The organism is Verrucomicrobiia bacterium (assembly GCA_023953615.1).
Lineage (GTDB): Bacteria > Verrucomicrobiota > Verrucomicrobiia > Limisphaerales > JADLHS01 > JADLHS01.
On record JAMLJH010000001.1, the window covers coordinates 1,240,887 to 1,265,638 of the forward strand.

The 24,752-nt window shown below is 55.7% G+C and carries 26 protein-coding genes and 1 tRNA gene; 20 read left to right on the forward strand and 7 right to left on the reverse strand.

Annotated features, from left to right (window positions below; genetic code table 11):
• Positions 1 to 55 precede the first annotated feature (55 nt).
• The 3 genes from M9920_05140 to M9920_05150 all read left to right on the forward strand — a co-directional run bounded on the left by M9920_05140 (position 56) and on the right by M9920_05150 (position 1,503).
• Positions 56 to 313 carry a hypothetical protein gene (locus tag M9920_05140; protein ID MCO5051668.1) on the forward strand — a complete coding sequence of 86 codons (258 nt, stop codon included), beginning with the start codon at positions 56 to 58 and terminating at the stop codon, positions 311 to 313.
• Positions 310 to 645 carry a type II toxin-antitoxin system RelE/ParE family toxin gene (locus tag M9920_05145; GenBank protein MCO5051669.1) on the forward strand — a complete coding sequence of 112 codons (336 nt, stop codon included), beginning with the start codon at positions 310 to 312 and terminating at the stop codon, positions 643 to 645. The genes M9920_05140 and M9920_05145 overlap by 4 nt, the downstream gene beginning before the upstream one ends.
• 186 nt (positions 646 to 831) lie before the next feature.
• Positions 832 to 1,503 (forward strand): porin family protein, encoded by a 672-nt coding sequence (locus tag M9920_05150; GenBank protein MCO5051670.1) that lies wholly within the window; start codon positions 832 to 834, stop codon positions 1,501 to 1,503.
• A gap of 11 nt (positions 1,504 to 1,514) precedes the next feature.
• Here M9920_05150 and M9920_05155 read toward each other — a convergent pair whose 3' ends face one another.
• Positions 1,515 to 2,627: a hypothetical protein gene (locus M9920_05155; GenBank protein ID MCO5051671.1), complete on the reverse strand. Its 1,113-nt coding sequence runs from the start codon at positions 2,625 to 2,627 to the stop codon at positions 1,515 to 1,517.
• A 110-nt stretch (positions 2,628 to 2,737) separates the two neighbouring features.
• Entirely contained in the window at positions 2,738 to 3,757 is a 1,020-nt protein-coding gene (locus M9920_05160; GenBank protein ID MCO5051672.1) for a hypothetical protein, read from the reverse strand.
• Positions 3,758 to 3,863: 106 nt separating this feature from the next.
• Here M9920_05160 and M9920_05165 point away from each other — a divergent pair, with 106 nt between their 5' ends.
• Positions 3,864 to 4,061: a hypothetical protein gene (locus M9920_05165; GenBank protein ID MCO5051673.1), complete on the forward strand. Its 198-nt coding sequence runs from the start codon at positions 3,864 to 3,866 to the stop codon at positions 4,059 to 4,061.
• Between the two features lie 98 nt (positions 4,062 to 4,159).
• On the opposite strand, the gene M9920_05170 is transcribed toward M9920_05165, so the two are convergent.
• The 5 genes from M9920_05170 to M9920_05190 form a co-directional block, all read right to left on the reverse strand.
• Entirely contained in the window at positions 4,160 to 5,473 is a 1,314-nt protein-coding gene (locus M9920_05170) for a VCBS repeat-containing protein (GenBank protein ID MCO5051674.1), read from the reverse strand.
• A gap of 136 nt (positions 5,474 to 5,609) precedes the next feature.
• Positions 5,610 to 5,683: transfer RNA gene (locus M9920_05175), tRNA-Gln, on the reverse strand.
• 363 nt (positions 5,684 to 6,046) lie between these two features.
• Positions 6,047 to 6,862, reverse strand: a complete 816-nt coding sequence (mtgA, locus tag M9920_05180) for a monofunctional biosynthetic peptidoglycan transglycosylase (GenBank protein ID MCO5051675.1) — start codon at positions 6,860 to 6,862, stop codon at positions 6,047 to 6,049.
• Between the two features lie 65 nt (positions 6,863 to 6,927).
• Positions 6,928 to 7,728 (reverse strand): hypothetical protein, encoded by an 801-nt coding sequence (locus M9920_05185; protein MCO5051676.1) that lies wholly within the window; start codon positions 7,726 to 7,728, stop codon positions 6,928 to 6,930.
• A 385-nt stretch (positions 7,729 to 8,113) separates the two neighbouring features.
• Positions 8,114 to 9,370 (reverse strand): Glu/Leu/Phe/Val dehydrogenase, encoded by a 1,257-nt coding sequence (locus M9920_05190; GenBank protein MCO5051677.1) that lies wholly within the window; start codon positions 9,368 to 9,370, stop codon positions 8,114 to 8,116.
• Positions 9,371 to 9,492: 122 nt separating this feature from the next.
• On the opposite strand from M9920_05190, the gene M9920_05195 reads away from it, so the two are divergent.
• From M9920_05195 to M9920_05270, 16 genes are all read left to right on the forward strand, one after another.
• Entirely contained in the window at positions 9,493 to 10,377 is an 885-nt protein-coding gene (locus M9920_05195) for a radical SAM protein (GenBank protein ID MCO5051678.1), read from the forward strand.
• Between the two features lie 80 nt (positions 10,378 to 10,457).
• On the forward strand, positions 10,458 to 11,822 hold the full coding sequence (locus M9920_05200) for an aspartate aminotransferase family protein (protein ID MCO5051679.1): 1,365 nt from the start codon (positions 10,458 to 10,460) through the stop codon (positions 11,820 to 11,822).
• A gap of 157 nt (positions 11,823 to 11,979) precedes the next feature.
• Positions 11,980 to 12,828: a 16S rRNA (adenine(1518)-N(6)/adenine(1519)-N(6))-dimethyltransferase RsmA gene (rsmA, locus tag M9920_05205; GenBank protein MCO5051680.1), complete on the forward strand. Its 849-nt coding sequence runs from the start codon at positions 11,980 to 11,982 to the stop codon at positions 12,826 to 12,828.
• A gap of 59 nt (positions 12,829 to 12,887) precedes the next feature.
• Entirely contained in the window at positions 12,888 to 13,112 is a 225-nt protein-coding gene (locus M9920_05210) for a type II toxin-antitoxin system VapB family antitoxin (GenBank protein MCO5051681.1), read from the forward strand.
• 154 nt (positions 13,113 to 13,266) lie between these two features.
• A complete protein-coding gene (locus tag M9920_05215; GenBank protein MCO5051682.1) occupies positions 13,267 to 13,479 on the forward strand; it encodes a hypothetical protein in 213 nt (70 codons plus the stop codon).
• A 95-nt stretch (positions 13,480 to 13,574) separates the two neighbouring features.
• Positions 13,575 to 14,339 (forward strand): iron-sulfur cluster loop, encoded by a 765-nt coding sequence (locus M9920_05220; GenBank protein ID MCO5051683.1) that lies wholly within the window; start codon positions 13,575 to 13,577, stop codon positions 14,337 to 14,339.
• 87 nt (positions 14,340 to 14,426) lie between these two features.
• Positions 14,427 to 14,639, forward strand: coding sequence for a type II toxin-antitoxin system HicB family antitoxin (locus M9920_05225; GenBank protein MCO5051684.1), 213 nt, complete (start codon positions 14,427 to 14,429; stop codon positions 14,637 to 14,639).
• On the forward strand, positions 14,636 to 14,854 hold the full coding sequence (locus M9920_05230) for a type II toxin-antitoxin system HicA family toxin (GenBank protein MCO5051685.1): 219 nt from the start codon (positions 14,636 to 14,638) through the stop codon (positions 14,852 to 14,854). The genes M9920_05225 and M9920_05230 overlap by 4 nt, the downstream gene beginning before the upstream one ends.
• A gap of 37 nt (positions 14,855 to 14,891) precedes the next feature.
• Positions 14,892 to 15,419, forward strand: a complete 528-nt coding sequence (locus M9920_05235; protein ID MCO5051686.1) for an NUDIX domain-containing protein — start codon at positions 14,892 to 14,894, stop codon at positions 15,417 to 15,419.
• Positions 15,420 to 15,483: 64 nt separating this feature from the next.
• Entirely contained in the window at positions 15,484 to 15,726 is a 243-nt protein-coding gene (gene acpP, locus M9920_05240; protein ID MCO5051687.1) for an acyl carrier protein, read from the forward strand.
• Positions 15,727 to 15,790: 64 nt separating this feature from the next.
• The gene (gene fabF / locus M9920_05245) at positions 15,791 to 17,050 is read left to right on the forward strand and encodes a beta-ketoacyl-ACP synthase II (protein ID MCO5051688.1); all 1,260 of its coding nucleotides are present in this window, start codon (positions 15,791 to 15,793) and stop codon (positions 17,048 to 17,050) included.
• A gap of 51 nt (positions 17,051 to 17,101) precedes the next feature.
• Complete coding sequence (locus M9920_05250) at positions 17,102 to 18,079, forward strand: AccI family restriction endonuclease (protein ID MCO5051689.1); 978 nt, start codon at positions 17,102 to 17,104, stop codon at positions 18,077 to 18,079.
• Between the two features lie 11 nt (positions 18,080 to 18,090).
• On the forward strand, positions 18,091 to 19,644 hold the full coding sequence (locus tag M9920_05255; protein MCO5051690.1) for an SAM-dependent methyltransferase: 1,554 nt from the start codon (positions 18,091 to 18,093) through the stop codon (positions 19,642 to 19,644).
• A 239-nt stretch (positions 19,645 to 19,883) separates the two neighbouring features.
• A complete protein-coding gene (locus M9920_05260) occupies positions 19,884 to 21,191 on the forward strand; it encodes a thymidine phosphorylase (GenBank protein MCO5051691.1) in 1,308 nt (435 codons plus the stop codon).
• A gap of 47 nt (positions 21,192 to 21,238) precedes the next feature.
• The gene (locus tag M9920_05265) at positions 21,239 to 23,614 is read left to right on the forward strand and encodes a cation-translocating P-type ATPase (protein ID MCO5051692.1); all 2,376 of its coding nucleotides are present in this window, start codon (positions 21,239 to 21,241) and stop codon (positions 23,612 to 23,614) included.
• A gap of 181 nt (positions 23,615 to 23,795) precedes the next feature.
• Positions 23,796 to 24,752, forward strand: a complete 957-nt coding sequence (locus M9920_05270; GenBank protein ID MCO5051693.1) for a 2-dehydropantoate 2-reductase — start codon at positions 23,796 to 23,798, stop codon at positions 24,750 to 24,752.

Sequence of the window (24,752 nt, forward strand, 5' to 3'; positions counted from 1 at the left end):
GAGGAAAGAGGGAAAGCCCCTTGCCCATGGTTCCCGCGTCAGTTAGGGTTCGCCCATGAAAGCGATTCCCATTCGCGAGGCGGAAGGACAACTCGGCCAGCTCATCGCCGAGGCGTATCGCGGCGAAGTGATTGTGCTCACGGACGGCGAGCGGCAAGTCACGTTGTCACCGGGTGAATTGCTGGATTTGGAGGCGGACAGTCCGGAACTGGAGGCGGAATTGTTGAAGGCGGCCAACGGGCCGTTCACGCCTTACTCCGCAGAGGAAATGCGCGCGGCATGTGAGAAGGTCATTCGTGAAAAACACGGATGAGTCGAGCCATCAAAAAGTCGCCGCTGTTTCACGCTGACGTTACCAGCCAGTTCAGTTGGTATGTTGATGAAGCGGGCGAGGAACTGGCTTGGCGTTTCTTCAATGCCGTTGATCAAACCCTGCTCAAACTTTCTCGCCAACCCGACTTGGGCCGACGGCGGCGATTTCGGAATCCGATTCTGCAAGGATTGTGGTCTTTTCCGATCGTGGCCCCGTTTCAACGATTTCTGATTTTTTATCGCGTGACCGAAATTCATCTGGAAGCGTGGCGGCTGATCCACGGCGCGCGGGATTTACCGCGCCGATTGGTCGAGTCGCCCGGAACGGAATAACCTTTTTGCGGATCTTGCGCTTCTTTGCGGCAAACAATTCAGGTTCACTTCCGCACTCGTCCTCAATCTCGTGCGGATGAATGAAGCGATGAGTTGCGAGGACACGCCGCTGGCTTGGAGGAAAGAGGGAAAGCGGCCAATTCGCCGCTTGAGTCAAACCAAGCCATTCCTCTAGGCTGTGGACAAATGATTGCCAAACGACTTTTTGCCGCGACGGCCACCTTGGGGCTGCTGCTCGGTACGGCCCGCGCGGCGGACTGGGACGCTCCGTTCTATGCGGATGGAGTTTATGGTTGGTATGAGGCCGGCCCGGCGTACGGGCAAAAGGCCACCATCCGGGATTTTTTTGGCGCGCCGGTGGGCGGCACAACTTTGAAGTTTGATCCGGGATTCCATTTCGGCATCGGCATTGGCCAGGAAATCACCACTTTTTTCAAGGTCGAGGTGGAGAGCGGATTTAATTACAACGGCCTGGATCAAATCACGGGCGCCACGGCGGCCAGTGCGAATTTTTACCGCGTGCCGATCCTCGCCAACCTCATTCTGCAATATCCGAACCCTGCGGGTATTGTGCCGATGATCGGCGCGGGCATTGGCGGGCAATGGCTGCATTTGGACGCGCAAAACATCATGTTCGCCGGCACCACGCTGCGCGACGACAGCGACGCGTGGGCGTTCACGTATCAAGGATTCGCCGGCATTCGGTACGAGTTCCACGAACGCTTCAGTCTCGGTTTGTTCTATCGCTTCAACGTGGCGGACAGCCCGTCATGGGAGTTCCGCAACGTGCCGGGCAACTTCAAATTGAATCAGCTCCGCACGCACTCGGTTTCGCTGACGTTTGGTTGGACGTTTTGAGCGGCGTCCGTTTACTCACGCACCGTCTTTAATCCGGTCCGGATGATGCGCTCGATCAATTGCGGGTAGGCCAGCCCGGCGCGCAACGCGGATTGCGCAAAATCCTCGTCCGCCGCCAGAATGGGGTTGGGGTTCGCTTCGATAAAATAAATCTCATTTTGCGGCGTAACCCGCAAATCCAGACGCGCATAGCCGTCAATTGTCAGCAAGTGATAAATCCGTTTGGTGGTCTGGATGATGTCGCGGATCAATGCGGGGTCCAAATCAGCGGCGAACTGATTCTGCAGCCCCCATTTGCGCCGATACTCCTCGTCCCACTTCGCGCGATAGGTGGCGATTTTGGGTTCGTCGGGCACTTCCTTAAACACCAGCTCGCGAACCGGGAACACTTCCAGCCGGTGATTGCCCAACAGGCTCACGTACAACTCGCGACCGGCGATGTATTCCTCGGCGATGGCGTCGCAATCGAACGAGTTATGGATGAATTGCACCCGCTCCTTGAGTTGCTCGTCGTTGGCGACGAAGGAGGCCTGGGAGATGCCGTAACTGGCTTCCTCTTTCAGCGGTTTGACGAGGATCGGAAATTTGAGACGCGCCGGCCGCGCGCAACGCTTGCCGCGCGTGATCACCGTGAAGTCCGGCACTTTGATGCGGTGGTAACCCAGGATTTTTTTGGAAATCGCCTTGTGCTTGCACAACGTCAACCCGGTGGAGCCGCAGCCGGTGAACGGCAGTCCGTGCAATTCGAGATACGCCGCGATGCCTTGGTCAAAGGCGCGATTGTTCCGGAACTGATCGGCCAGATTGAAAATGACGTCGGGCGTGAAAGTTTCCAATTTTTGCTGGAGCAGGTTCAGGTCGTCGAAGATCGCCAGATACTCGGTGGTGTGCCCCAATTCCCGCAGCGCCGCCAGCACGTGCGCCTCGGTTTTCCAATCACCCGTCTGCAACTCCTGACTCAAATCCTGATTCATCGTCGTCGGCGCGATGGCATCGAATAACGCGAGGATTTTCAACTTTCGTTTCACGCGCGGAGCGACCGGGCCGGGCGTGGGGGCGTTCCCTTTATCCGGGCGGGGTGCCGTGGCGGGAGGCGCGGAGGATTTTTCGGTTGTCGTATCCATTCAAATCAAGTGGTTGATGGCGTGCCGCCGCCGCTGCGCCGCCGGTGGATGGTGAAACGGACGACGATCTTTGCGTTGGCGCGATGGGCGGTCAGGAAGCAGGCAGTGATTCATTTTGCGCGTTTGAATTTTCCCGTGAACAGATGGTTGGCTACCAAAGTTGTGATGTAAGCCGCCACCTGAATGTTTTGTTTGGGGTCGTAGGATTTGATGTAAAGATTCAGTTTATCACAACGGTCAATCAATTTCCCGACCAGCTTGTTCACGCGATAACGATTTTCGTTTGACCATTGGCTGATGGCGGATTCCAGGTCGCGCCGATGGCGGCGCAGATAATCGGAAGCCTGCACACGCCCGGCGTCATCCGCGCTGGCCTCGAACAACTGGCGCAAATCATTGTCATAAAAATCCGGGAAGGAATGTTCGTATTCCTTCCGCTTCTTGGCGTAGTAGGTCTTGAGCTTGACGTTCAGACAATTGAAATCCGCCTCGCGATATTCCGGCTGCGGCAACGGCGGTTTGCCCGCCAGCGAACGCATCAGTTCATCCACATACTCCAGCTTCTCCAACGCGCCCCAGTCCCGGTATTTGGCGCGCCAGTCCAGACCCGGCGTCAGCCAGACCGCAAACGTCTCGGCAAAATCCTCGTCCGGATGCGACTGGGCGTACCAATCGCCCAGGTGGACGACGAAACTGCGACTGTGCGGCCGGGGACGATAAAACGAGGGCGTCTCCCGCGCGTCCGAACGGCCAAAGGTGCGGCGCCATTTGCGCTGGTGAACAAACCGGTAGGCGTACGAATAAGCGTGGGCGGTTTCGTGGCGCAGGAGTTTCATGAACCACTCATCCGTTTCGCCTTCCACTTCGAGCATGATTTTGCGTTCCAATTGCCGCAACCGTTCATGCGCAAGAAAGAATGGAATAAAAATCGCCGGAATGCCCACCGGCACGAACCATTCATCGCCCAGATGACACGGCGGATGAAAGCGCAGCCCATGTTGCGAAAGTTCACCGTAGAGTTGCTGAATCAACGCGGGCAGCCGGGTCGTTTCGAGTTTCAATCCCAGCCGGGCAATTTTGCACTCGAGCAATTCTTCATCGCTCAAATTGACCCAAGCCGGCGTTTCCATGTCGCGAGCTTAACGAGGAAGAAAATGCCTCACAAGCCACAGTTTCCACGGTTTATTTCACTCGTTGCTCAGGCGGGTGAGCCTTGCTAGAATCCCGGCGCGAACCATGGCTTTTGGCTTCTCCAAAAAATCGCCGCGCGACCGGCCGGAAGAAAAGCAACGCTATTACCTGCTGCCCGGTCAGGGCGGCAGCAGTTATCGGCGTAAGCAACGCTTCATCATCAAGTGGGCCATCGCGGTGGGGCTGGCGGTTTCGCTGATCTTCGCCTTGGTCATCTACCTCACGGAACGCGGTCCGCACTGAACCAACGACAAGGCGCGCGCCAGCGCCACTGATCGCGCTCGTTCTATCTGAATTCAGTCAAGCGTTACCATCGCTGGCTCCACCCGGCGCCGTGTCATTTATGGTGTCGGTTGAGGCTGAGCGGCTTTCCATTCGGCTTCACTGACTTTGCGGACGAGGTGTTCGATGTAGAACGTGCCGCGTTTATTGCCGACGACGAGATCGGGATACTTTGAATCGTGGTTAGGCGTGGCCACGATTTGAGTTCCCACGCCCGAGGCATCATCAATCAAGTGAGGAATAAACTCCGCTCCACCACCCGGAGTCCGTTTGAGTTGGAACCAATAGAGAACTGCGGCGTCGTTGCGATCGGGATCGCCGGTGCGTCCGTGCGACCAAAAGCGCTTTCCGGTCACGATGTCTTTGAGTCCGTCGCCATCCATATCCACCAGGTCCAACGCGTGGATTTCGGAAAAAGAGACCCCATATTGATTGGGAACGCGTTTTTGTTCCGTGCTGAGGATGACGTGCGGTTTGAACGTGATGTTGCCGCCGTCACGAATTTGTTCATACCACAACAAGCCGAATCCATGCGCGGCGTAGCTCGTGATGACGTCATTCAGTCCATCGCCGTTCACGTCGTAGGCGTACATTTGCGCCCCGCCATGCGGACTGAACTCAAATTTGTGGAATGTCCAAACGGGATCCCCCGCCTGGGAGGCGGGTTGTTCCCACCAACCGTTCTTCTCCAGTAAATCCATCCGTCCATCGCCGTTCACGTCACCCACGCCCATCCCGTGCGTGAACTTGTGATAATTATTGTTTGGAGAAATGGGGTGAAATTTCCAGGGCGCCGTCGGGTGTTCCGGATCCAATTGCGCGTAGCCGTAGAACCCCTTCGAGCAACAGACCAAATCCGGCACCCCGTCGCCGGTGATGTCGGTAAAGGTGGGCGATTCGTTGTCGGTGACATCCAGCACCAGATGTTTTTGCCAATGCCCCGCCTGACCTTTCGGGTTCTCGTACCACACGGTGGCTTCACCGGGAAACCCGATGATGAGGATGTCGTTCCACTGGTCGCCGTTGAAGTCGTAAACATAAGCGAAGAAATTATCCGAATACTTGTTCTCCACTCCGAGCGCGCCTTCAAAGCCTTCAACGGTCTGCGTGGTGCCATCCGCGCGCTTGAGTTGGAAGGTCGTGGTGGCGGGATAAAATTCGTGGCGCGTTTTGAAGTCCGGCCCCTCATACCAGAACGGTCCGGAAATCAGGTCCTTCTTGCCGTCGCGATTCAAGTCGCCGAGCGTTGCGCCTTCGCCCCAAAATTTGTCGGTCAACTGGGTGCGCTTGAATTCATGCACGTAATAGTTGGCGCTGGTGCAGGAAATACCGGAACCGGCGACCAAAGCGAGCCAGACGATGGTGTTCTTCATGTCGCTAATCTTGGCGTAGCCAGAATCCCAGTCAAGCCTGAGCGTCGGCGGCGGCGGTTGCGGAATCGGGGCGCACTTTGTCGAGACCAAGGTGACGAAAGGCGGGTCGAGAGTCAGGGCGTCGGGGCAAACCGCATGGTTGTCCGACATGGATTCGAACCATGACTAAAGCCTCCAAAGGGCTCTGTGCTACCATTACACCATCGGACAAACCGGCGGAGAGCCTAAGCCGGGGCGGCAACGAGCGCAAAGGAAAATTCCGCCGCCACGCTCCGATTACGGAAACAACCCGCGGATCTGCTTCGCTTCATGCACCCGCTTCACCCCCACGCTCAACGCCACCAGGCGCATCGGAATGTTTTGCTTCCGACTCAGACCGACGACTTGGACGAAGGCCGCTTCCAAGGTGCGGAAGAGCTTGTCGGTGAGTGCAACTGTTCGGCGAGGATGTGTCCAACGGCGTCGAATCCGCACCCGGAAAAAAGACGCGGCAAAAGTGCAGGCGTTCAGCCAGAACGCCAAACAAGTTCGGAATGAAAAGTAGGAGGGCTAACAACCCATTGCAGCCTGACATCAGCGTGCCCGATCAATCTCAGCAGCTGTGGGTGGCGGGTTGGCAGGCATGATTATTACACCTTGAGGGTATCTTTGCCATTGAGTGGAAATGCGGTTGCCGTGGAGACTGTTGATATGATCCAGAATCCACAGTTGCCGAGCCTGTGGAGCAGGAGGAAGATCGTTGGGATTCCATCTTTTAGGATTGGGCATGATCGCGAGCAGTTTTGACAATTGCTCCGCATTTAGCGATTTTCCAGAAACTCCGAAGTGATGATATGCACCCGCTTCCAGCCCATAGACACCATCACCCAACTCAATCACATTTGCATAGATGGTCAGAATTCTTTTCTTCGAGAGCAACAACTCCATCCAGATCGAGTAATAGGCCTCCAATCCTTTACGGATCCAAGACCGGCCTTGCCACAAAAAGGTCGAACGCGCGCACTGTTGGGTGATGGTGGAAGCACCACGCGGCGGCTTTCCGGTGACTTGCGATTCGTGGATGGCGGTTTTAATGGCCCCAAAGTCAAAGCCATGATGCTCAAAGAAACTCAAATCTTCGGCATAAATCACCGCATCCACAAAGTCATCTGGGGTATCCTTCAAATCAAGCCAACGGATTGGCATGGATTTCTTTTCTGGGTGGAAAGCATATTTCAACTGCCAGAGCAGGCGCGGCATGGTAGTTGGCGGATTCACCCAACGCAGACAAAGCACTTGAACTATGGGGAGCCACAGCAACACGATTCCCAGCCCCAGTATGGCCTTCCGCCAAGTCCCTTTTATTTTCGCGGTGGAGCCGCTCTCAATGGGTTGGGTTGGGTCTTTCATCCTGAAAGCTGGCGCCAAGGATATGCGCCGTCGCCGATAAAAAAGTCTTTGTCTTCATACGGAATTCACAATCCGTTCGAATCAAAGCCATTGGAGCCGCTATTACCCAACTGGACAGGGACCCACCGCTTTTCTTCAGGATACCAATAGAGTTGCAAATAAACCCCGGCACCCACCTTGCTTTCGTTTCGGATGGCAAAGCAACAGGTCGCATACTTCAGCGTTCCATGCTTGTTCTGCAATTCCCGGGGCGTTGGAGAATCAATGAAAACCGGATTCGCCGTAAAAACTCCCCAATTGGGTCGGCGCGAGCCGATTTCCAATACTCCCGGTGGTGCGGGCGGGGCTTCCGTGATTTCAATGGTTGACTCATGGCGGCCGATTTCCCGCCAAAACAACCCGTTACTTTTCAGGAACGCAAGCATATTAACGTTCCAAAATTTTTCCACGACTTCACGATCCGTCAGATTCTTTGTTGGCATGTTCTCGTCCAACTTTTTCCGGTAAAATTCCACCACCTGCGGGTTGAATACACCTTGTGGCGCGGGGTTTTCACCAAAACGAAAGCGCTGAAAACTCGCAAACTCATGGGTTTGATTTAGCAGAAGAAAATCCGCCAATACTCCGATAAGCTGAATTTTTTCTTCGCTGGTCAGCAACGGTTCTCCGGCTATTTTTATTCCAGCCAGTATTCCATCCACGTTATCTTTATCATAGAGCGTGAATTCAAACTGCTGCCAATAATTGGTGGATTCCATCGTCGAACTCTCAATCCCCGTAGGATGCCGGGGCGCTTGTGTAGCAAAGAATATCACCGCAATCAGAGCCAGCCCAATTGGAAGAAATAATAGGAACAATTTTTTCATAGATCGTTTGAAATCAATGCGCCTGCCTGTGCATAAGCACAAACCGGTGATGTCAGAGCTGTGGTTTCAATTACAAGTGCGGCTATTGCAATGAGGCTTTTCCAATGCGCCATAGTCCCAGCCCCAACGGTTCGGCAAAGAGTCTTTCCGGTGCATGCGCCCACACTCTGCCAATTCCATCACTCGTTACCCATCAAAAATGTCAGAGAACCCTATATTTAGGCTTTCCAGCGGAAACTACACCTCGCCTCGCCTCGTATGGAAGTAAATATTTTTAATGCGAATAATAACTGTACATCGCGGCCGCATCTTACTACCCCAGCAAGACCCCGCGGCCGTTACCGCCGCGTGTCAATTTGTGCCCACGGTTGTTCTCTGCTCCGCGCTAGGGAAACAACCCTCGGATCTGCTTCGCTTCATGCACCCGCTTCACCCCCACGCTCAACGCCGCCAGGCGCATCGGGATGTTTTGCTTCCGACTCAGACCGACGACCTGAACAAAGGCCGCTTCCAAGGTGCGGAAGAGCTTGTCGGTGATTTCCGTTTCGCCCCAAAAGAAACTTTGTAAATCCTGCACCCACTCGAAGTAGCTCACCACCACGCCGCCCGCGTTGCAGAGGATGTCCGGAATGATGAAAATTTCCGGACGTTGGTTCAAAATCACGTCGGCCTCGGGCGTGGTCGGGCCATTCGCCGCTTCCGCCAAAATGCGGCATTTGATTTTGCCGGCGTTCGCTTCGGTGATTTGTCGTTCCAACGCCGCCGGCACCAAGATGTCGCAGGGCAACAACAACAATTGCTCGTTGGCAACCGATTCTGCTCCGGGGAAACCGACGACCGACCGGTTGCTGGCGACATATTGCTCCAACGCCACCAAATCAAGGCCCTTGGCATTGTAGATGCCGCCGTTCACGTCGCTGACCGCAATCACCTTTGCCCCGTAACGCGCCAGGGAGAGCGCGGCCATGCTGCCAACATTCCCGAAACCTTGCACGACCGCCGTGCATTGATGCAAATCCAGTCCCACCGTGTCGGTGGCGCGATTGATCAGATACGCCACGCCGCGTCCGGTGGCTTCTTTGCGCCCGAGCGAACCGCCGATTCCCACCGGTTTGCCGGTGACGATGCTCGGCACCGAGCGCCCTTTGTGCGCTGAGTAAGTGTCCATCATCCACGCCATCACCTGCGGGTTGGTGCCCACGTCCGGCGCCATGACATCCGTTTGCGGGCCGATGAACGGAATCATTTCCTGCGTGTAACGCCGGGTCAGACGCTCCAGCTCTGCGCGTGAAAGTTTGCCCGGATCACAGGCGATGCCGCCTTTGGCGCCACCGTAGGGCAATCCCGCCAGGGCGCACTTCCAACTCATCCACATGGCCAGCGCGGCGACTTCGCCCAGCGTAACGTCCGGGTGATACCGCAACCCGCCTTTGGTAGGCCCGAGCGTCAGATGGTGCTGCACCCGGTGGCCGAAGAAAACCTCGGTCGAGCCGTCGTCGCGATGAATGGGCAGCGCAACGGTGAGCGCCCGCTTGGGATACTTGAGCCGCGCCCGATCTTCCTGCGGAATCTGTAAATGATCCGCCACCAGATCAAATTGCTGGCACGCCATGTGAAACGTCGGATGATCGTAGATATCCATGCGCACAGGATAACGGGAATCGTCAAAACATTAAATCGTTAAAACGTCGTTTAAGGTCTGTCGCTCGCGCGCCACGCGATTCAACATTGTAACGAGTTGGCGATTTAACGACATTATCCGCGATGTCCGAAACGCTGGTCGTCAACGAAATCTACCTGAGTTTGCAAGGAGAAAGCACCTGGGCCGGCCTGCCGTGTGTTTTCGTGCGGCTCACCGGATGCAACTTGCGTTGTTCGTTTTGCGACACGGCGTATGCGTTCACGGAAGGCAGGAAGCGCGACCTCGGCGAAGTGCGCGCGGAGGTGTTGCGGCTCGCGAAGCCGTATCAAGTTAAACCCTTCTCATTAACCCCGGGCTTCAGCCCGGTGACAACGCCAACCAGAGCCGCAGCCGTTTCAACGGCTTTCTCCATCGGACCAACCGCTGAAGCGGTTAAAGGTCACGCGGCGACCATCCCCGGGCTAAAGTCCGAGGCTAATGAGATGGAAAATGTCGCGCGTTTACCGCTGGTCGAATTAACCGGCGGCGAACCCCTGCTCCAACCCAATGCGCTCACGCTGATGCGACAGCTTTGCGACGACGGATTCACGGTTCTGGTGGAAACCAGCGGCGCACTGGACATTGGCAAAGTGGATTCGCGCGTACACCGCATCATGGATTTGAAATGCCCCAGCAGCGGTGAGGTGGAGCGGAATCGCCCCGACAATATTCCGCTGCTCCGGGCCACAGACGAAATCAAATTCGTTATCGGCACGGTGGAAGATTACGAGTGGGCCAAACAACAGATTGCCGCGCATAAACTCGACGAAATCTGCCCGTTGCTGATGTCTTGGGTGCATCCGTTGCGACCGGAGCAACAGGACAAATCGCTCAAGCGCGTGCCCGCCGGTCAAACCCCGCTCACGCGGAAGGAACTGGTTGAACGTATCCTTGCCGATGCTTTACCGGTGCGCTTTCAGGCGCAGTTGCACAAAATCATCTGGCCGCCGGAACAGAGAGGCGTTTAGAAATTTACGATTTATGATTTGCGATTTACGATTCGCAAGATTGATGGCGCGTAAATCGTAAATCCTCAAATTCCGAATCCATGACAGCCACCGAAACCACGCTGCAACTCTTGCGTAACTACGAGTCGCGCAACATCACCTTCATGGAGGCAGACGGTTCGTGGCCGATCGTTTGGGCGCGTGCGCAGGGCGTCCATGTCTGGGATGCGGAAGGAAAGCGGTATCTGGATCTTACGGCGGCATTTGGAGTGGCGGCTGCCGGCCACGCCAATCGGGCGGTGGTGCGGGCCGGGCAAAAGCAAATGAGCACACTGCTGCACGCCATGGGCGACGTGCATCCGCACGCGCTCAAAGCGGAACTGGCGCGGGAGTTGAGCCGGATTACGTTCGAACGCTGGAACGTAGCTGCGTTCGTGAGAACGCGGCCAACTTCATCCGCCTCGACAAAAAGAATTAGCCGCACTCTCACGAGTGCAGCCACGGGCAAAGTCATCTTCAGCAACTCCGGCTTTGAGGCCGTGGAAGCCGCTTTGAAGACAGCAATGCTTGTCACAAGCAAACGCGGCATCATCGCGTTTGAAGGCGCGTATCATGGTCTGGGCTATGGCGCGTTGAACGCCACGCATCGCGAGCATTTTCGCGCCGCGTTCCGACCGCAGTTACGGGAGTTTGGCCACTTTTTACCCTTCCCCCGCACGCGCCAGGAACTGCCCCCGCTTGCCCGGCGTATCCGTGAATTACTGCGCACCAAAAAAGTGGGGGCTATTTTGGTGGAGCCGATTCAAGTGCGTGGCGGAATCAATATTCCGCCACCAGACTTTCTGCCGCAGTTGCGAAAACTTTGTGATGAGTACGGCGCGCTGCTCGTGTTGGACGAAATTTATACCGGCTTCGGACGTACCGGAAAATGGTTCGCGTGCGAGCATGTCGGCGTCACGCCGGATTTGATCTGTCTGGGCAAGGCGCTGACCGGTGGATTTCCACTTTCCGCTTGTGTGGGCCGCGCCGAAATCATGGACGCCGCCTGGCCGCCTTCGGATGGTGAGGCGATCCACACCAGCACCTTTCTCGGACATCCGGTCGGTTGCGCCATGGCGCTCGCTCAAATCCGCGAGTTGCGGCGCCGCAAACTTTGTGAACGCAGCGCGAAGCTAGGCCCGGCTCTACTAGCGCAACTGCGCCAACTTCGCGGCAACGCATCCACGCTCCAATACGAAGTGCGGGGACTGGGGCTGCTCGCTGGGTTGGAATTGCGCCAGACCGATGGTGCGCCAGCCACTGCGACCGCCTTGCGGGTCATCAAAGCCATGTTGCAACGCGGGTACATTTTGTTGCCCGAAGGTGAGCACGGTAACATCGTCAGTTTCACGCCGCCGCTGATGATTACGGAGGCGCAACTTGGCCGCATGGTGGCGGAGCTTCAAAAGGTTTTGAGCCACGGATGAACCCGGATGAATACAGACGGGAAACGGGAGTGGCGCTAATTTCGCGAATTATCGCGAACTCAGATCCGGCTTTCTCAATTCGTGATAATTCGCGCCATTCGCGCCAAAACTTTCTCATCTGGGTTCATCCGTGTCTATCCGTAGTTTCAATTTTTCCATGATGAAACTTTCCGAAATGCGCGAGTGGTTGGACCGGCGCGACATCCAGCTCACGAAATCGCTCGGGCAAAATTTCCTGCACGACGCGCAACAGTTGCAGCGCATCGTGGATGCGGGGGAGTTGACGAAAGCGGACAAGGTCTTGGAAATCGGGCCAGGCCTTGGACCGCTGACGGAATTACTGCTCACGCAAGCCGGCCAAGTGTTGGCCATCGAGAAAGACGCGCGCTTGGTGGCGGTATTGCAGGAGAGATTGGGTACTCCCCACTCCGCGCTCCGCACTCCGCACTTCGAACTGATTCACGCCGACGCACTGGAATTCATCAAACGCGAGCGCCGGGATTGGCGCGATTGGAAACTGGTGGCGAACCTGCCATATTCCGTGGCCTCACCGATTTTGGTGGAATTGGCGCAATCACCGCTCCGCCCGCTACGAATGACGGTGACGCTGCAATTGGAAGTGGCGCAGCGGTTGATGGCGCAGGCGGATGATGATGATTACGGCGTGCTGACGTTGTTACTCCAACTGGATTACGAACCGCGCGACTGGTTCAAAATTCCCGCGAGTTGTTTCTTTCCGGCGCCGGACGTGGATTCCGCCTGCGTGACCTTGGTGCGACGCGAGACGCCGCTGCTGGCGGAGGAACAACACCGGACGTTCGTGAAAATTGTGAAACGTGCGTTTTCGCAACGTCGGAAAATGATGTTGAAACTGCTCAAGACCGAATGGCCACTGGAAAAACTGCAGGCGGCGTTTGCGGCCTTGAACATTTCGCCGCAAGAACGGGCGGAGAAGTTGAGTTTGGAGCAGTTTGTGGCATTGACTGAAAAGCTGGTTACCGATTGATAAGGCTCGGACTCTTGTCTGTCCGTTGACAGAACCCTTTGAAGGGCTATTCCGGATGCATGAAAACGACGATTGATATTCCAGATGGCGTGCTTAAAGAAGCCATGAGGTTCACCAAGGCAAAAACCAAGCGCGAGGCCGTGGTCACCGCGGTTGAGGATTTCAATCGCCGCCATCGGCTCGCCGCCTTGGCCAAGCGTCTGCACGGCTCGATGCCGAACTTCATGACGCAGGCGGAACTTCAGGCCAGGCGCGAGGACTCCAAATGGGAGGCCAAGCCGTGACCCTCGTGGATTCTACCAGTTGGATTGAATTTCTGCGCGGACACGAAAAGCGAGCCAGCGCAACGCGTTCAAAGCCTGCTCGCTGGCGGAGAAGCGGCGTGGTGCGATTTGATCGCGGTGGAATGGGGTTCGCGTCGGTAGCGAGCGTAAGGCTTTGGACCTGCTGGAAGCCGAACTGACCAGTTTTCCTTTGGCGGCGACGGAATGGAAGCTGGCCCGCAAACTGGCGTTCCACAGCCGGCAAGCCGGGATTACAGTTCCAACGAGCGACATCATCATTGCCGCGTGTGCGGTGGCGCACGGATTGGAACTGGAGCATTGCGACAAACATTTCGACAACTTAACGCCGCTCGCAAAATCCTTGTGAAAACAATTTCGCTGCAGAAACGAACCAACATATCGAGTTTGGCATAATTTGTGGTGTTTACTAAAGGAGTTTCATCCACAAGCGAAATGCAATTTATGAATGATCAAGCCATACGCGACCGACTGGTTAATCACGGTCGGCAAATACTGAACTCCGAACAAAGGACGGAAAAATTTACTGATATTCCCGCCGCAGACGCCTTAATTTGTGACTTGGATTCGCGACCTCACGCTTTTGTCTTGGCGTGTGTAATGGATCGTCAAATTAAGGCGGAAAAGGCGTGGCTCATCCCGTATGAACTTGCAGCGCGAGATTCAAAACTTGCAGGATTTTCGATGGAGGCACTTGAAAAGCTGTCTTTGGCCGAGGTGCAATCGCTTATGTTAAATCCAAAGCCTGTTCATCGATTTGTTGAGATAATGAGCAAGGTATTTTATTCGGCAATTCGACACATCAAGGAAAAATATCGTGGTGATGCCAGTCGGATCTGGAGAGGACGACCATCGAGCGCTGAAGTCGTCTATCGTTTTCTTGAATTTGATGGGGTTGGGCCAAAGATTGCAAACATGGCGACCAACATTCTCGTAAGAGGATTTAAAATTCAATTTGCTGACTACGCCTCGATAGACATTTCCGCCGATGTACATGTACGTCGGGTGTTCGCTCGCCTTGGTTTATCGGCGTCCAATGCCTCAGTCGAACAAATCATCTACAAAGCGCGAGCATTGCATCCGGAATTTCCTGGCATCATGGATTCGCCGTGTTGGGAGATTGGAAGAAACTGGTGTAAGGCTGGCGAGCCGGATTGCGCGAGCTGTTACATGAAAGATTTATGCCCTACAGCAAATGGAACTCTGTGACCGAATGGATTTTTGATGTGGCTCCGAGCCTACCGCATCACGATTCAGTGAATTGACCCGGCAGCGAAGCGGGAATATCTTTGCGCCATGAAATTTCGCGTGCTCATTGAGCCGGATGAGGATGGCATTTTTGTGGCGGAATGTCCGTCGCTCCCCGGATGCATTTCCCAAGGGAAAACCCGCGCCGAAGCGGTCACCAACATTCGGGACGCCATCGCCGGCTATCTGGCCAGCCTTGCCAAGCACAATGAGCCGGGACCGTTGCCAATCAACGAAGAAGTGGTCGAGGTTTCCGCATGAGCAAACAGCCGGTTTGCTCGGGAGCGGACGCGGTGAAAGTCTTCCGCAAGATCGGCTACGAGGTGGATCATCAAACCGGCAGCCACATCATTCTGCGTCACGCCAGTGGCCGGCGGCTGACCATCCCAAACCATCGGGAACTCGCCAAGGGAACGTTACGGGCAATCATCCGGGAAGCGGGTATCACAAAGGACGAATTCAGTGCGTTGTTGTGAAGTGCCCGGTTTATGAAAGTTCCCCCGACGCCAATCCATGACCGAAGAAATTTTTGATGTCGTCAACGAGCGCGATGAAGTCATAGGACAAGCGCCGCGCAAGGAAGTCCACGCGAAGCAACTGCGCCATCGCGCCGTGCATGTGTTGGTGTTCAACGCGCGCGGCGAGGTGTTTTTGCAAAAGCGCTCGCAGTGGAAGGACACGGCCAGGGGGCAGTGGGATTCTTCCGCGAGCGGGCATGTGGATGCGGGCGAGACGTATGACGCCTGTGCCGTTCGTGAATTGCGCGAGGAAATCGGACTCCATCTTGCCAAACCGCCGGAGCGGATTCTGCGGGTTGGGCCGTGTGTCGAAACTGGTTTCGAGTTTGTCTGGGTTTATCGCTGTGAAAATGAAGGTCCGTTCACGTTACACCCGGAGGAAATTGAGCGTGGCGACTGGTTTATACCCGAAAAGGTGACCTGTTGGACGATGGAACATCCCGAGGAGTTGGCCTCGGCTTTCGTGTTGATTTGGGGGCTGTTGAGGCAGCAAGCGCCGATGGGTCGTCCGAAAAATCCCTGAATCCATGCTTGACGATTTTGAGCGCTCCGCATAAACAGACGACGCAATTGAATAGGAAATAACCATGTCTGAAAAATCAATCGAACAACGCATCAAGGATATCATCGTCGAGCAGCTCGGGGTGAAACCAGAACAAGTCACACCCGAAGCCAAGTTCATTGAGGATTTGGGCGCGGACTCTCTGGACACAGTCGAGTTGGTCATGGCGCTGGAAGAAGAATTCGGCAGCGAGATCCCCGACGAACAAGCGGAAAAACTGCAGAGCGTGGGCGACGTCATCCGCTACGTGGAAGACCAGCAGAAATAATTTGTGATCCGATCGCTCCGGGGCAGCTGAGCTGAAGAGAGCTTGAACTGCCCCGTTTGTTTTTATGGCTAGCAACTGGCAGGATCGCCGCGTCGTCGTTACCGGTTTAGGTGTCGTGACTCCTTTGGGGCACGACTTGGAAATTTTTTGGCAACGCCTGCTCAAAGGCGAAACCGGCATCGAGCACATCGCGGCTTTCGACGCCACCGCCTACGACTCGCGCATGGCGGGTGAAGTGCGCAATTTTGATCCCACTCCCGCATTTCCGCATCCCAAAGACGTCCGCCGCACTGATCGCTATTCGCAATTCGGCATCTACGCCGGCTGGCAGGCCTTGAAAGATTGCGGCGCGGATTTGAGCCAGTTGAACCGCGACGAAATCGGCGTCATCATCGGCTCCGGCATCGGCGGGCTGGAAACCACCACCGCCCAGCTCAAAGTGCTGCTCGATCGCGGCCCGGGCCGGCTCTCGCCGTTCATGATTCCCATGTTGATCAGCAATATGGCGAGCGGTCTGTTCTCGATGTATCACAATTTGCGCGGGCCTAATTTCGCCACCTGCTCGGCCTGCGCCACCGCCAATCACGCCATCGGCGAAGCCTGGCGCACCATCAAGATGGGCGAAGCGGTCATGATGTTTGCCGGTGGCAGCGAGGCCGCCATCGTGCCGATCGGCATTGGCGGTTTCTGCGCCATGAAGGCCATGAGCCGACGCAATGACGATCCTCACCGCGCCTCCCGGCCGTTCGATAAAGACCGCGATGGCTTTGTCATGGGCGAAGGCGCGGGAGTGCTCTGCCTGGAGGAACTGGACCACGCAAAACGTCGCGGCGCGCGGATTTATTGTGAGATCGTCGGTTACGGCAACACGGCGGACGCCTATCATCTCACCGCGCCCTCGGCAAACGGCGAAGGCGCGGCGCGTTGCATGAAAGCCGCGTTGCGCACCGGTGGATTGAACCCAACCGACGTTTCCTACATCAACGCGCACGGCACTTCCACTCCGCAGGGTGACGTTTCAGAAACCTGCGCCATCAAAACGGTATTTGGCGATTACGCGCGACGGGTCGCCATCAGCTCAACCAAAGGCGCAACCGGTCACATGCTCGGGGCGGCGGGCGCGGTGGAAATGACCGTGTGCGCGCTGGCGATCGAGCGGGGCGTTGTGCCGCCGACCATCAATTACACCACTCCGGATCCGGCGTGCGATTTGGATTACGTGCCCAACACAGCGCGCGAAATGCCGGTCAACGCCATCGTGAACAACTCCTTCGGCTTCGGCGGCCACAACTCGACCATCGCCGCGAAGAAGTTTGTCGGGTGAAATCGAGAATTCCATTGCCCCTCCCACTTCCAAGTTTATCATCCGAAACCGATGAGCAAACTTGAGCAGGCACACCATCCATTTGAGAAAGCGCTAACTGTTTGCTGCGAAGATTTACAGGAGATTCTTCTTAATTATCCTGCCCTCCCTTGGCTTGATTTCTGGTTGAATCCACGTCGTTTGCGCGGCAGTGATTTTCTCATGCGCTGGTCGCAAGGCGTGTGGAGCGAACATCGGTTAATTGAAGCCGTGGGGGAAACCGGAAAGTTCTTCGCTATTCCTTACGGTCCGAGCGGCACAGCACCGACTGGCAGCGTCAGAGAATTTGAACTCTACTTTGAAAGACTGGAAGCGGCTGGCCTTGGTAAGGTCAAACGCCCCGACCTCCTGATTTTCCTCAAGGAGGACAGAAAAAAAGTGGAAGGTAAAATCGCGGCGGCAGGCGGTTTGGCAGAGTTGCCCTTCATCCCTGAAACTGATCCACGCATTGCGGCCCTCCTAGCCGATGCACTTGTTGCTGTGGAGTGCGAGAACAGCCTTTGGCGCGGAGTGAAGATGCCAGACTTCCAGACACCTCTACGTCCACAAAAACGGCTTGGCGGGAAACTGGGATTAAAAAAGGGCGCGGTGCTTCCAACCATCATCATTAAAGAAGAAGACCGACGGCCATTGTTGCAATGGCAAAAGCTTCGGGGCGTTCCCATTCATATCTGGCATGTATTTTACGACCGTGCTTACGGGCTGTCCTTTGATCGCGCCGAAAAATTAATTAGAGAAAAACTGACCGAAGCTACGGTGCAAACTTTTCAAGCACCCGGCGGGGCAACAACCAAAAAAGCCATCTACAAACACTACTACCACTACGGTTATCCAGTAGGCATCAGCATTGAAGACCCGAAACTATTGCCGGCGTTTGTTGAGGACAAGAATGGTCACATTTTACCTTACGTTACGTTCAGCGGGGGTCACCTCTCCCTGCTGCCCGAATCTCTGGAGCAACTTCGTTTACTTGCGGCCAAGCGGGAATAGCTTTGTTAGCCATGCGCGCCATTCAAAAACTGCCAGCCAACGGAACTGAACGAGAAGCGTTGCGCGTGAAAGGACAATTCTGGACACCATCGTGGTTGGCAAAAGTCATGGCTGGTTGGGTAACGCAAGATCGTCCAGAGGTTCTCTTTGATCCCGCAGTCGGCCCAGGAACCTTTTTCGCAGCAGCACGGGACGCAGGATTTACCGGCGAGTTTCAAGGTTTTGAACTTCACCGCAATGCTTTTACCGATGGTTGGAAACTTGGCTTAAAGCCGGATGACTTCCGTCATGTGCAGATCGCCGATTTCATTAGTGCGCTTTCGCCAAACAAGTTTTCGGCCATCATTTCCAATCCGCCCTATATTCGCCATCATCGCCTGTCTCAAGAGCAAAAGGTTCAATTAAAACAACTGGCACAAAATCATCTTGGATTTTCACTCGATGGTCGTGTTGGTTTGCATGTTTTTTTCCTGCTCAAATGCCTGACGCAACTTGCCCCAGGTGGCCGACTGGCGTTTCTTTTACCTGCCGACGTTTGTGAGGGAATTTCATCCTCAGCTTTTTGGGATCGTATCTGTCAGCAGTACCGACTGGTCGCCGCCATGACCTTTGCAGATGCTGCCGCACCATTTCCAACTGTGGATACCAACGCGATGGTATTCCTCTTCACCAAAGAAAGGCCCTTGGAAGATTTCGTTTGGCTGCGTGTATGTGAAAGAGACAGTGACGCGATCTCCGCTGCGTTGAATGGACGCAAAGCAACAAATGCCGTCAGTCTCCATCGTCGCAAACTTACCGAGGCTTTGAAAACCGGATTGTCACGGCCGCTCCGCGTCCAAAATAGCCTCGGCACACCACTCTCCCATTTTGCCAAAGTCATGCGTGGGATTGCGACTGGCGACAACGCGTTTTTCTTCCTCACTCGCCAACAACTGCGTTCGCATGACCTGCCGGAGAAGTTTTTCCGCCGCGCCATCGGCAGAACAAGGGACTGTCCTGGCGATCGCCTGACAGTCGCAGACTTGGATTGCCTTGACACTGCTGGACGTGCAACTTGGTTGCTTAACCTTGCAGCCGATCCCCATGATAAACTCCCAACTGTATTGCAGGCCTATTTGAGAAGCGGAGAGCGATTGGGATTGCACAATAAATCTTTAATCAAAACACGGCGGCCTTGGTACAAGATGGAAAAGCGAACTCCACCACCAATCCTTTTTGCATATCTCGGACGGCGTGATTGTCGGTTTATTTTGAACGATGCAAATGTTGTTCCGCTAACAGGATTTCTTTGCGTTTACCCTTGGGACACAACTCCAAGCAGCGTGAATAAGCTTTGGCGAGCGCTCAACCATCCAAATACGCTGGCAAATTTGAGCCTCGTTTCCAAAAGCTACGGAGGCGGCGCGTTAAAGACCGAGCCAAGACAACTAGATCAGCTTGAAATTCCACAGACCGTTTTAGATGAAGTCGGTCTTGCTCCGCTTAAGTCAATCAGTCAGCCAATGCTGTTTGATAAACAGCATTCCAAAAGAACGGTAACTGGTCGAAAACGCAACTGCCCTTAAACCTTAAAACACTCAGTGAAGACACGCGCAACCAGTAAGAAACTCGCTAACCGCAGTCGGTTGATTTGCTTCAATTGCGGCAATACGCACCGATTTGTCGAGGTGATGGCTGAGGAAGCCCACATCGTGGACGGCGATCTAAATTACATCCACTTATTGGAAGCCGTCACGGACCATTACATTTGTTGTGAATGTGACACAACCTTGCCCGCTGATCTCACACGAACCAAAAGCAGGTCTTGAACTTCCTCTCGTGCATCGAATCCAAGCGCTCTGGCGAATTACTCTCGTCAAAGCAGATCCAAGCGATCGTCGCCGCCTACACCGCTGGAAAAATTCCCGATTACCAAATGGCCGCTTTTCTCATGGCGGTATTTTTTCGAGGCCTGAATCGGGACGAAACCACCGCGTTGACGCTGGCAATGCGGGATTCGGGTGATGTGCTCAAATTTCCCAAAGACGAACGCCCGATCGTGGACAAACATTCCACCGGCGGGATCGGCGACAAAATTTCCCTGCCCCTGACTCCATTGCTGGCGTGCCTCGGTTTTCGCGTGCCGATGATTTCCGGGCGCGGCCTGGGCATCACCGGCGGCACATTGGACAAGCTGGATTCCATCCCGGGTTTTCAAACGCTGTTGTCCACCCGGCGCATCATCAAAATCGTGCAACAAATCGGCGGGGTGATTTGCGGCCAAACCGAACGCATGGTGCCTGCGGATAAAAAAATCTATGCGCTGCGGGACGCGACCGGCACCGTGCCCAACCTGTCGCTGATTACCGCCTCCATCCTTTCCAAAAAATTGGCGGAACAACTCGACGCTTTAATCCTCGATGTAAAGTTTGGTTCAGCCGCCTTCATGCCGACCCAAGCCGCTGCCCGCCAACTGGCCCGCGCCATGGTCGCGCTGGGCCGACAGTGCGGGGTGAACACGCGGGCCATCCTCACCGACATGAACACGCCCATCGGTCGGTCGGCGGGCAACTGGCTCGAAGTGCGGGAAAGCGTGGCGTGCCTCGATGGACAAGGACCGGCAGACCTGCGTTTGCTCGTGCTCACCTGCGCTGCGCATTTATTGATGCAAACCGGCCGAGTGAAAACATTATCCCGGGCCATGCGCCAAGCGGAATCGTGCCTGGATTCGGGAGCACCCCGACGTAAGTGGGACGAGATGTTGCGAGCGCAAGGGGCCGATTTGAAGGCGTTTGAGCGCAAACTGGAGCGTCAGTCAACCGCCCGGATTCAATGTGTACTCCAATCGCCGCGAGCGGGTTACGTGACGCAATGTGACGCGCGCATCATTGGTGAAGTGGTGCGCGACCTGGGCGGCGGACGACAAACCCAAGAAGCCTCAATCAACCATGAGGTGGGCATTGATCAACTCGCCAAACCGGGTGAACGCGTCGAGAAAAATGGCGCGCTGTGCCGGGTTCACGCGGCCAGTCAGCGCTCGGCTGAAGCGGCTCTAACGCGATTGCCGGCAGCGTTCCAACTGGCTGTACAGCGGGTCCAACCGCCACCCCTGATCGGGGAAACGATTCGCTGAAGTTCGGCTTGTGCCTCTCCGACTTCGCGCCCAATTTGAAGGCGACAATGACGGTCACATCCATTAGTTCCAGCACCTCCTTGAATTCCGGATTGAAAACCGATTTACAAGTGGACGGCATGACGTGCAACAACTGCGCGCGGCATGTGACGACCGCTTTGCAAGGCGTCGCCGGCGTGCAGAGCGCCCGGGTGGATTTGCTCACCAATCGCGCCACCGTGCGTTGGACGGAGGCACAAGCGGCCGATAGTGAAAAATTGATTCAAGCGGTCGCGGCCGCCGGTTACACCGCTGCAGTTGTCGCCATCCCGACCGTCGCGACGCAATCCGCGCGGGCCACGCATCGCGTCTGGGAGCTTAACCTCTGGTTAGGCGGAGTGGTCACCGCGTTCTTGATGTTGGGCGAGTGGGTGTTCTCATTCGGGATGACGCGGTGGTTTGCCTGGACGTCCTTCGCGCTGGCGGGTCTGGTGCAAATTTTTTCTGGCGCGCAATTTTATCGCGGCGCCTGGCGGCAATTGAAGATCGGCAGCTCCAACATGGATACGCTCGTGGCGTTGGGCTCCACCACGGCCTTTGGTTACAGTACCTGGGCCTTGTTCCACGGCGGCGGTCAGCACCTCTACTTCATGGATGCCGCCGCCATCATCACGTTGATCAGCATTGGCCATTGGATGGAAGCACGCATCAGCGCGCGAGCCACCGATGCGCTGAAATCGCTGTTGCAATTGGCGCCCGCGACCGCGCGTCGGATTAAACCACCCCGCCGCCAAAGCCAGACGGCGCCGCTCCAACCTTTCGAGTTGCTCGACCTGAAATTTCAAATGGCGACCGACTCGAAAACCCCGCCGCCCGCCGATGTCGCGGCGGAAGAAGAAGTTCCGGTGGCCCGTTTGCAACCGGGTGATCTGGTCGCGTTGCGCCCGGGCGACAGCGTCCCGGTGGACGGCGTGATTACGGAAGGCCATTCAACAGTGGACGAAGCGATGTTGACCGGAGAATCATTGCCCGTGGAGAAAACGGTGGGCACCGAAGTCTTCGCCGGCACCGTCAATCAGAGTGGTCGTCTGGTCATGCGGGTAACCGCCACTGGCGAACGCACGGCGCTGGCGCACATCATCGCCGCCGTGGAACGTGCGCAGACCAGTCGCGCCAGTATCCAACGCTTGGGCGATCGGGTCAGCAGCATCTTTGTGCCGATTGTAGTGGTGATTGCCTTGGCCGCAGGATTGGCCTGGGCCTTGACGCCCGACACCATGCACCAGATCACTCAGGCGCTGAGTCCTTATTTGTGGACGGCGCATCCGCCCATTGGTCTGGCCGCCGGATTCATCATCGCCGCGGCTGTTTTAATTGTAGCCTGTCCGTGCGCCATGGGCTTGGCCACGCCGGCCGCGATCATGGCCAGCGCCAACGCGGCGGCGCGCCGTGGCATTTTAATTCGCGACGGGGTGGCGTTGGAAAAAGCCGGACGCATCACAGCAATTGTTTTTGATAAGACGGGAACTTTAACTAGCGGTGAACTTGCCGTCGTGGGGCCGTGGACTTCCAATGCGTCTGAAACTTCTATCAAACAAGCACGAGAAATCGCCGCCGCTTTATCGCGTTCGTCGAATCACCCCATTAGTAAAGTGCTTAAATGGTTATCCGATGAAGCGATTGAGTTGAAAAACTGGCAGGAAATTTCCGGTTCGGGAGTTCAAGCGGAACGGAATCTTGAAAGTATTCGACTGGGTTCGTTGACGTGGCTTCATTCACACGGCGTCAACATTCCAGAAAATGAAAAATGGATTGAACAACGGAAAGATGAAGGCGCAACACTTGTTGGTTTGGCAAAAGGGAATTCCTTGATGGGCGTTTTTGCCTTGCGAGATTTTTTGAAAGACAACACGTCAAAAGTTGTTTGGCGATTACAGCAACAAGGATTGAAGACTTTTCTTCTGACAGGAGATAATCCGCGCACTGCTCGTGGAATTGCGAAACAAGTCGGCATCGCGCCGGAACATGTTTTTGCCGAAGTGCGTCCCGAGCAAAAGGCGGAGTTCATCAAACAACTGCAAGCGCAGGGCGAACGCGTGGCCTTTGTCGGCGACGGCATTAATGACGCGCCGGCGTTGTCGCAAGCGGACCTCGGCATCGCGGTGAGTCGGGCGAGCGACGTGGCGCGCGAGGCGGCGGACATCATTTTGCTCAAGTCGGAGATCGAAGCCGTGCCGGAGGCGTTGGGCTTGGCGCGGGCGACGTTGCGGACGATCAAGCAGAACCTGTTTTGGGCGTTTTTCTATAATTGCGTGGGTATTCCGTTGGCGGCGCTGGGGTTTATGAGCCCGGTGCTGTGCGCGGCGGCGATGGGCTTTTCCGACGTTATTGTCATCGGCAACGCGCTGCGCTTGAAGTGGCAGTTCAGCAGTGACACTCGGTAGGGTTAATGTCGTCGCCAAACACTTCGCCTTTTTCACTGGCACTTGTTCGCAAACAACAATGACAGCACACTCGAACTTTTGTTGCATATACGACAAAAGGTTGTTGACGTTCATCTGAGTGGTATCGGTGGTTGTATTTTGAGATTGCTGATTGGGTCATGGCAGCGTCTCTTGACTGGTGATGAAAATTGCTGTGGTGGGTTGCGGGGCCGTCGGTAGTTATTACGGGGCGTTGCTGAGTCGTGCGGGCGAGGATGTGCATTTCCTGTTGCGCAGCGATTATTCCGTTGTGCGCCAAAACGGCGTCCACATTCACAGTCCGCGCGGAGATTTCACGGCTCGTCCGCAAGCCGCCGTTGCGCCGGAAGAAATCGGCCCCAGCAATCTGGTCGTGATTGCACTCAAGACCACAGCCAATGCCGCGTTTGCCCGCCTCCTGCCCCCGCTCGTTGGGCCTCAAACCGCTCTCCTGACCTTGCAAAATGGATTGGGAAACGAGGTAGCGCTGGCACAGCTTTTTCCCCGGAATCCGATTTTTGGCGGGCTTTGTTTTGTCTGCGTCAATCGCCTTGCGCCCGGAGTGATTCAACATCTTGATCACGGATTGATCATGCTGGGTGAGTTTCAACGACCGTCTTCGACGCGGTTGCATGAAGTCGCGGCGGTGTTCCAGCGCGCGGAAATTGTCTGTCGCGTGGCGGATGATCTGGCTCGCGCACATTGGGAGAAGTTGGTTTGGAATATTCCGTTCAATGGGCTCGGGGTTGCCAGCGCCGCCGGTTATGATGCACTCATCACCACCACCGAAAACATGGCTGTAAAACAACCGTGCCGCACCACGGATCAATTACTGGACGGAGGTCGCTGGGAAATTCTGGTGCGCGAATTGATGTTGGAAGTCATCGCTGCCGCCAACGCACTTGGTCACCAGCTCGAAGGAGGGCTGGCCGCCAAAATGATTGAACGCACCCGCACAATGGGCGCTTACAAAGCTTCCACCGTACTGGATTTTGAACATGGTCGCTCGCTTGAACTGGAGAGTTTGTTCCTCGAACCGCTGCGTCAAGCGCAGGCGGCGGGTGTTTCCGTTCCCAGGCTGACCGTGTTATGCCGCTTACTGGAACGTCTCAATCCATAG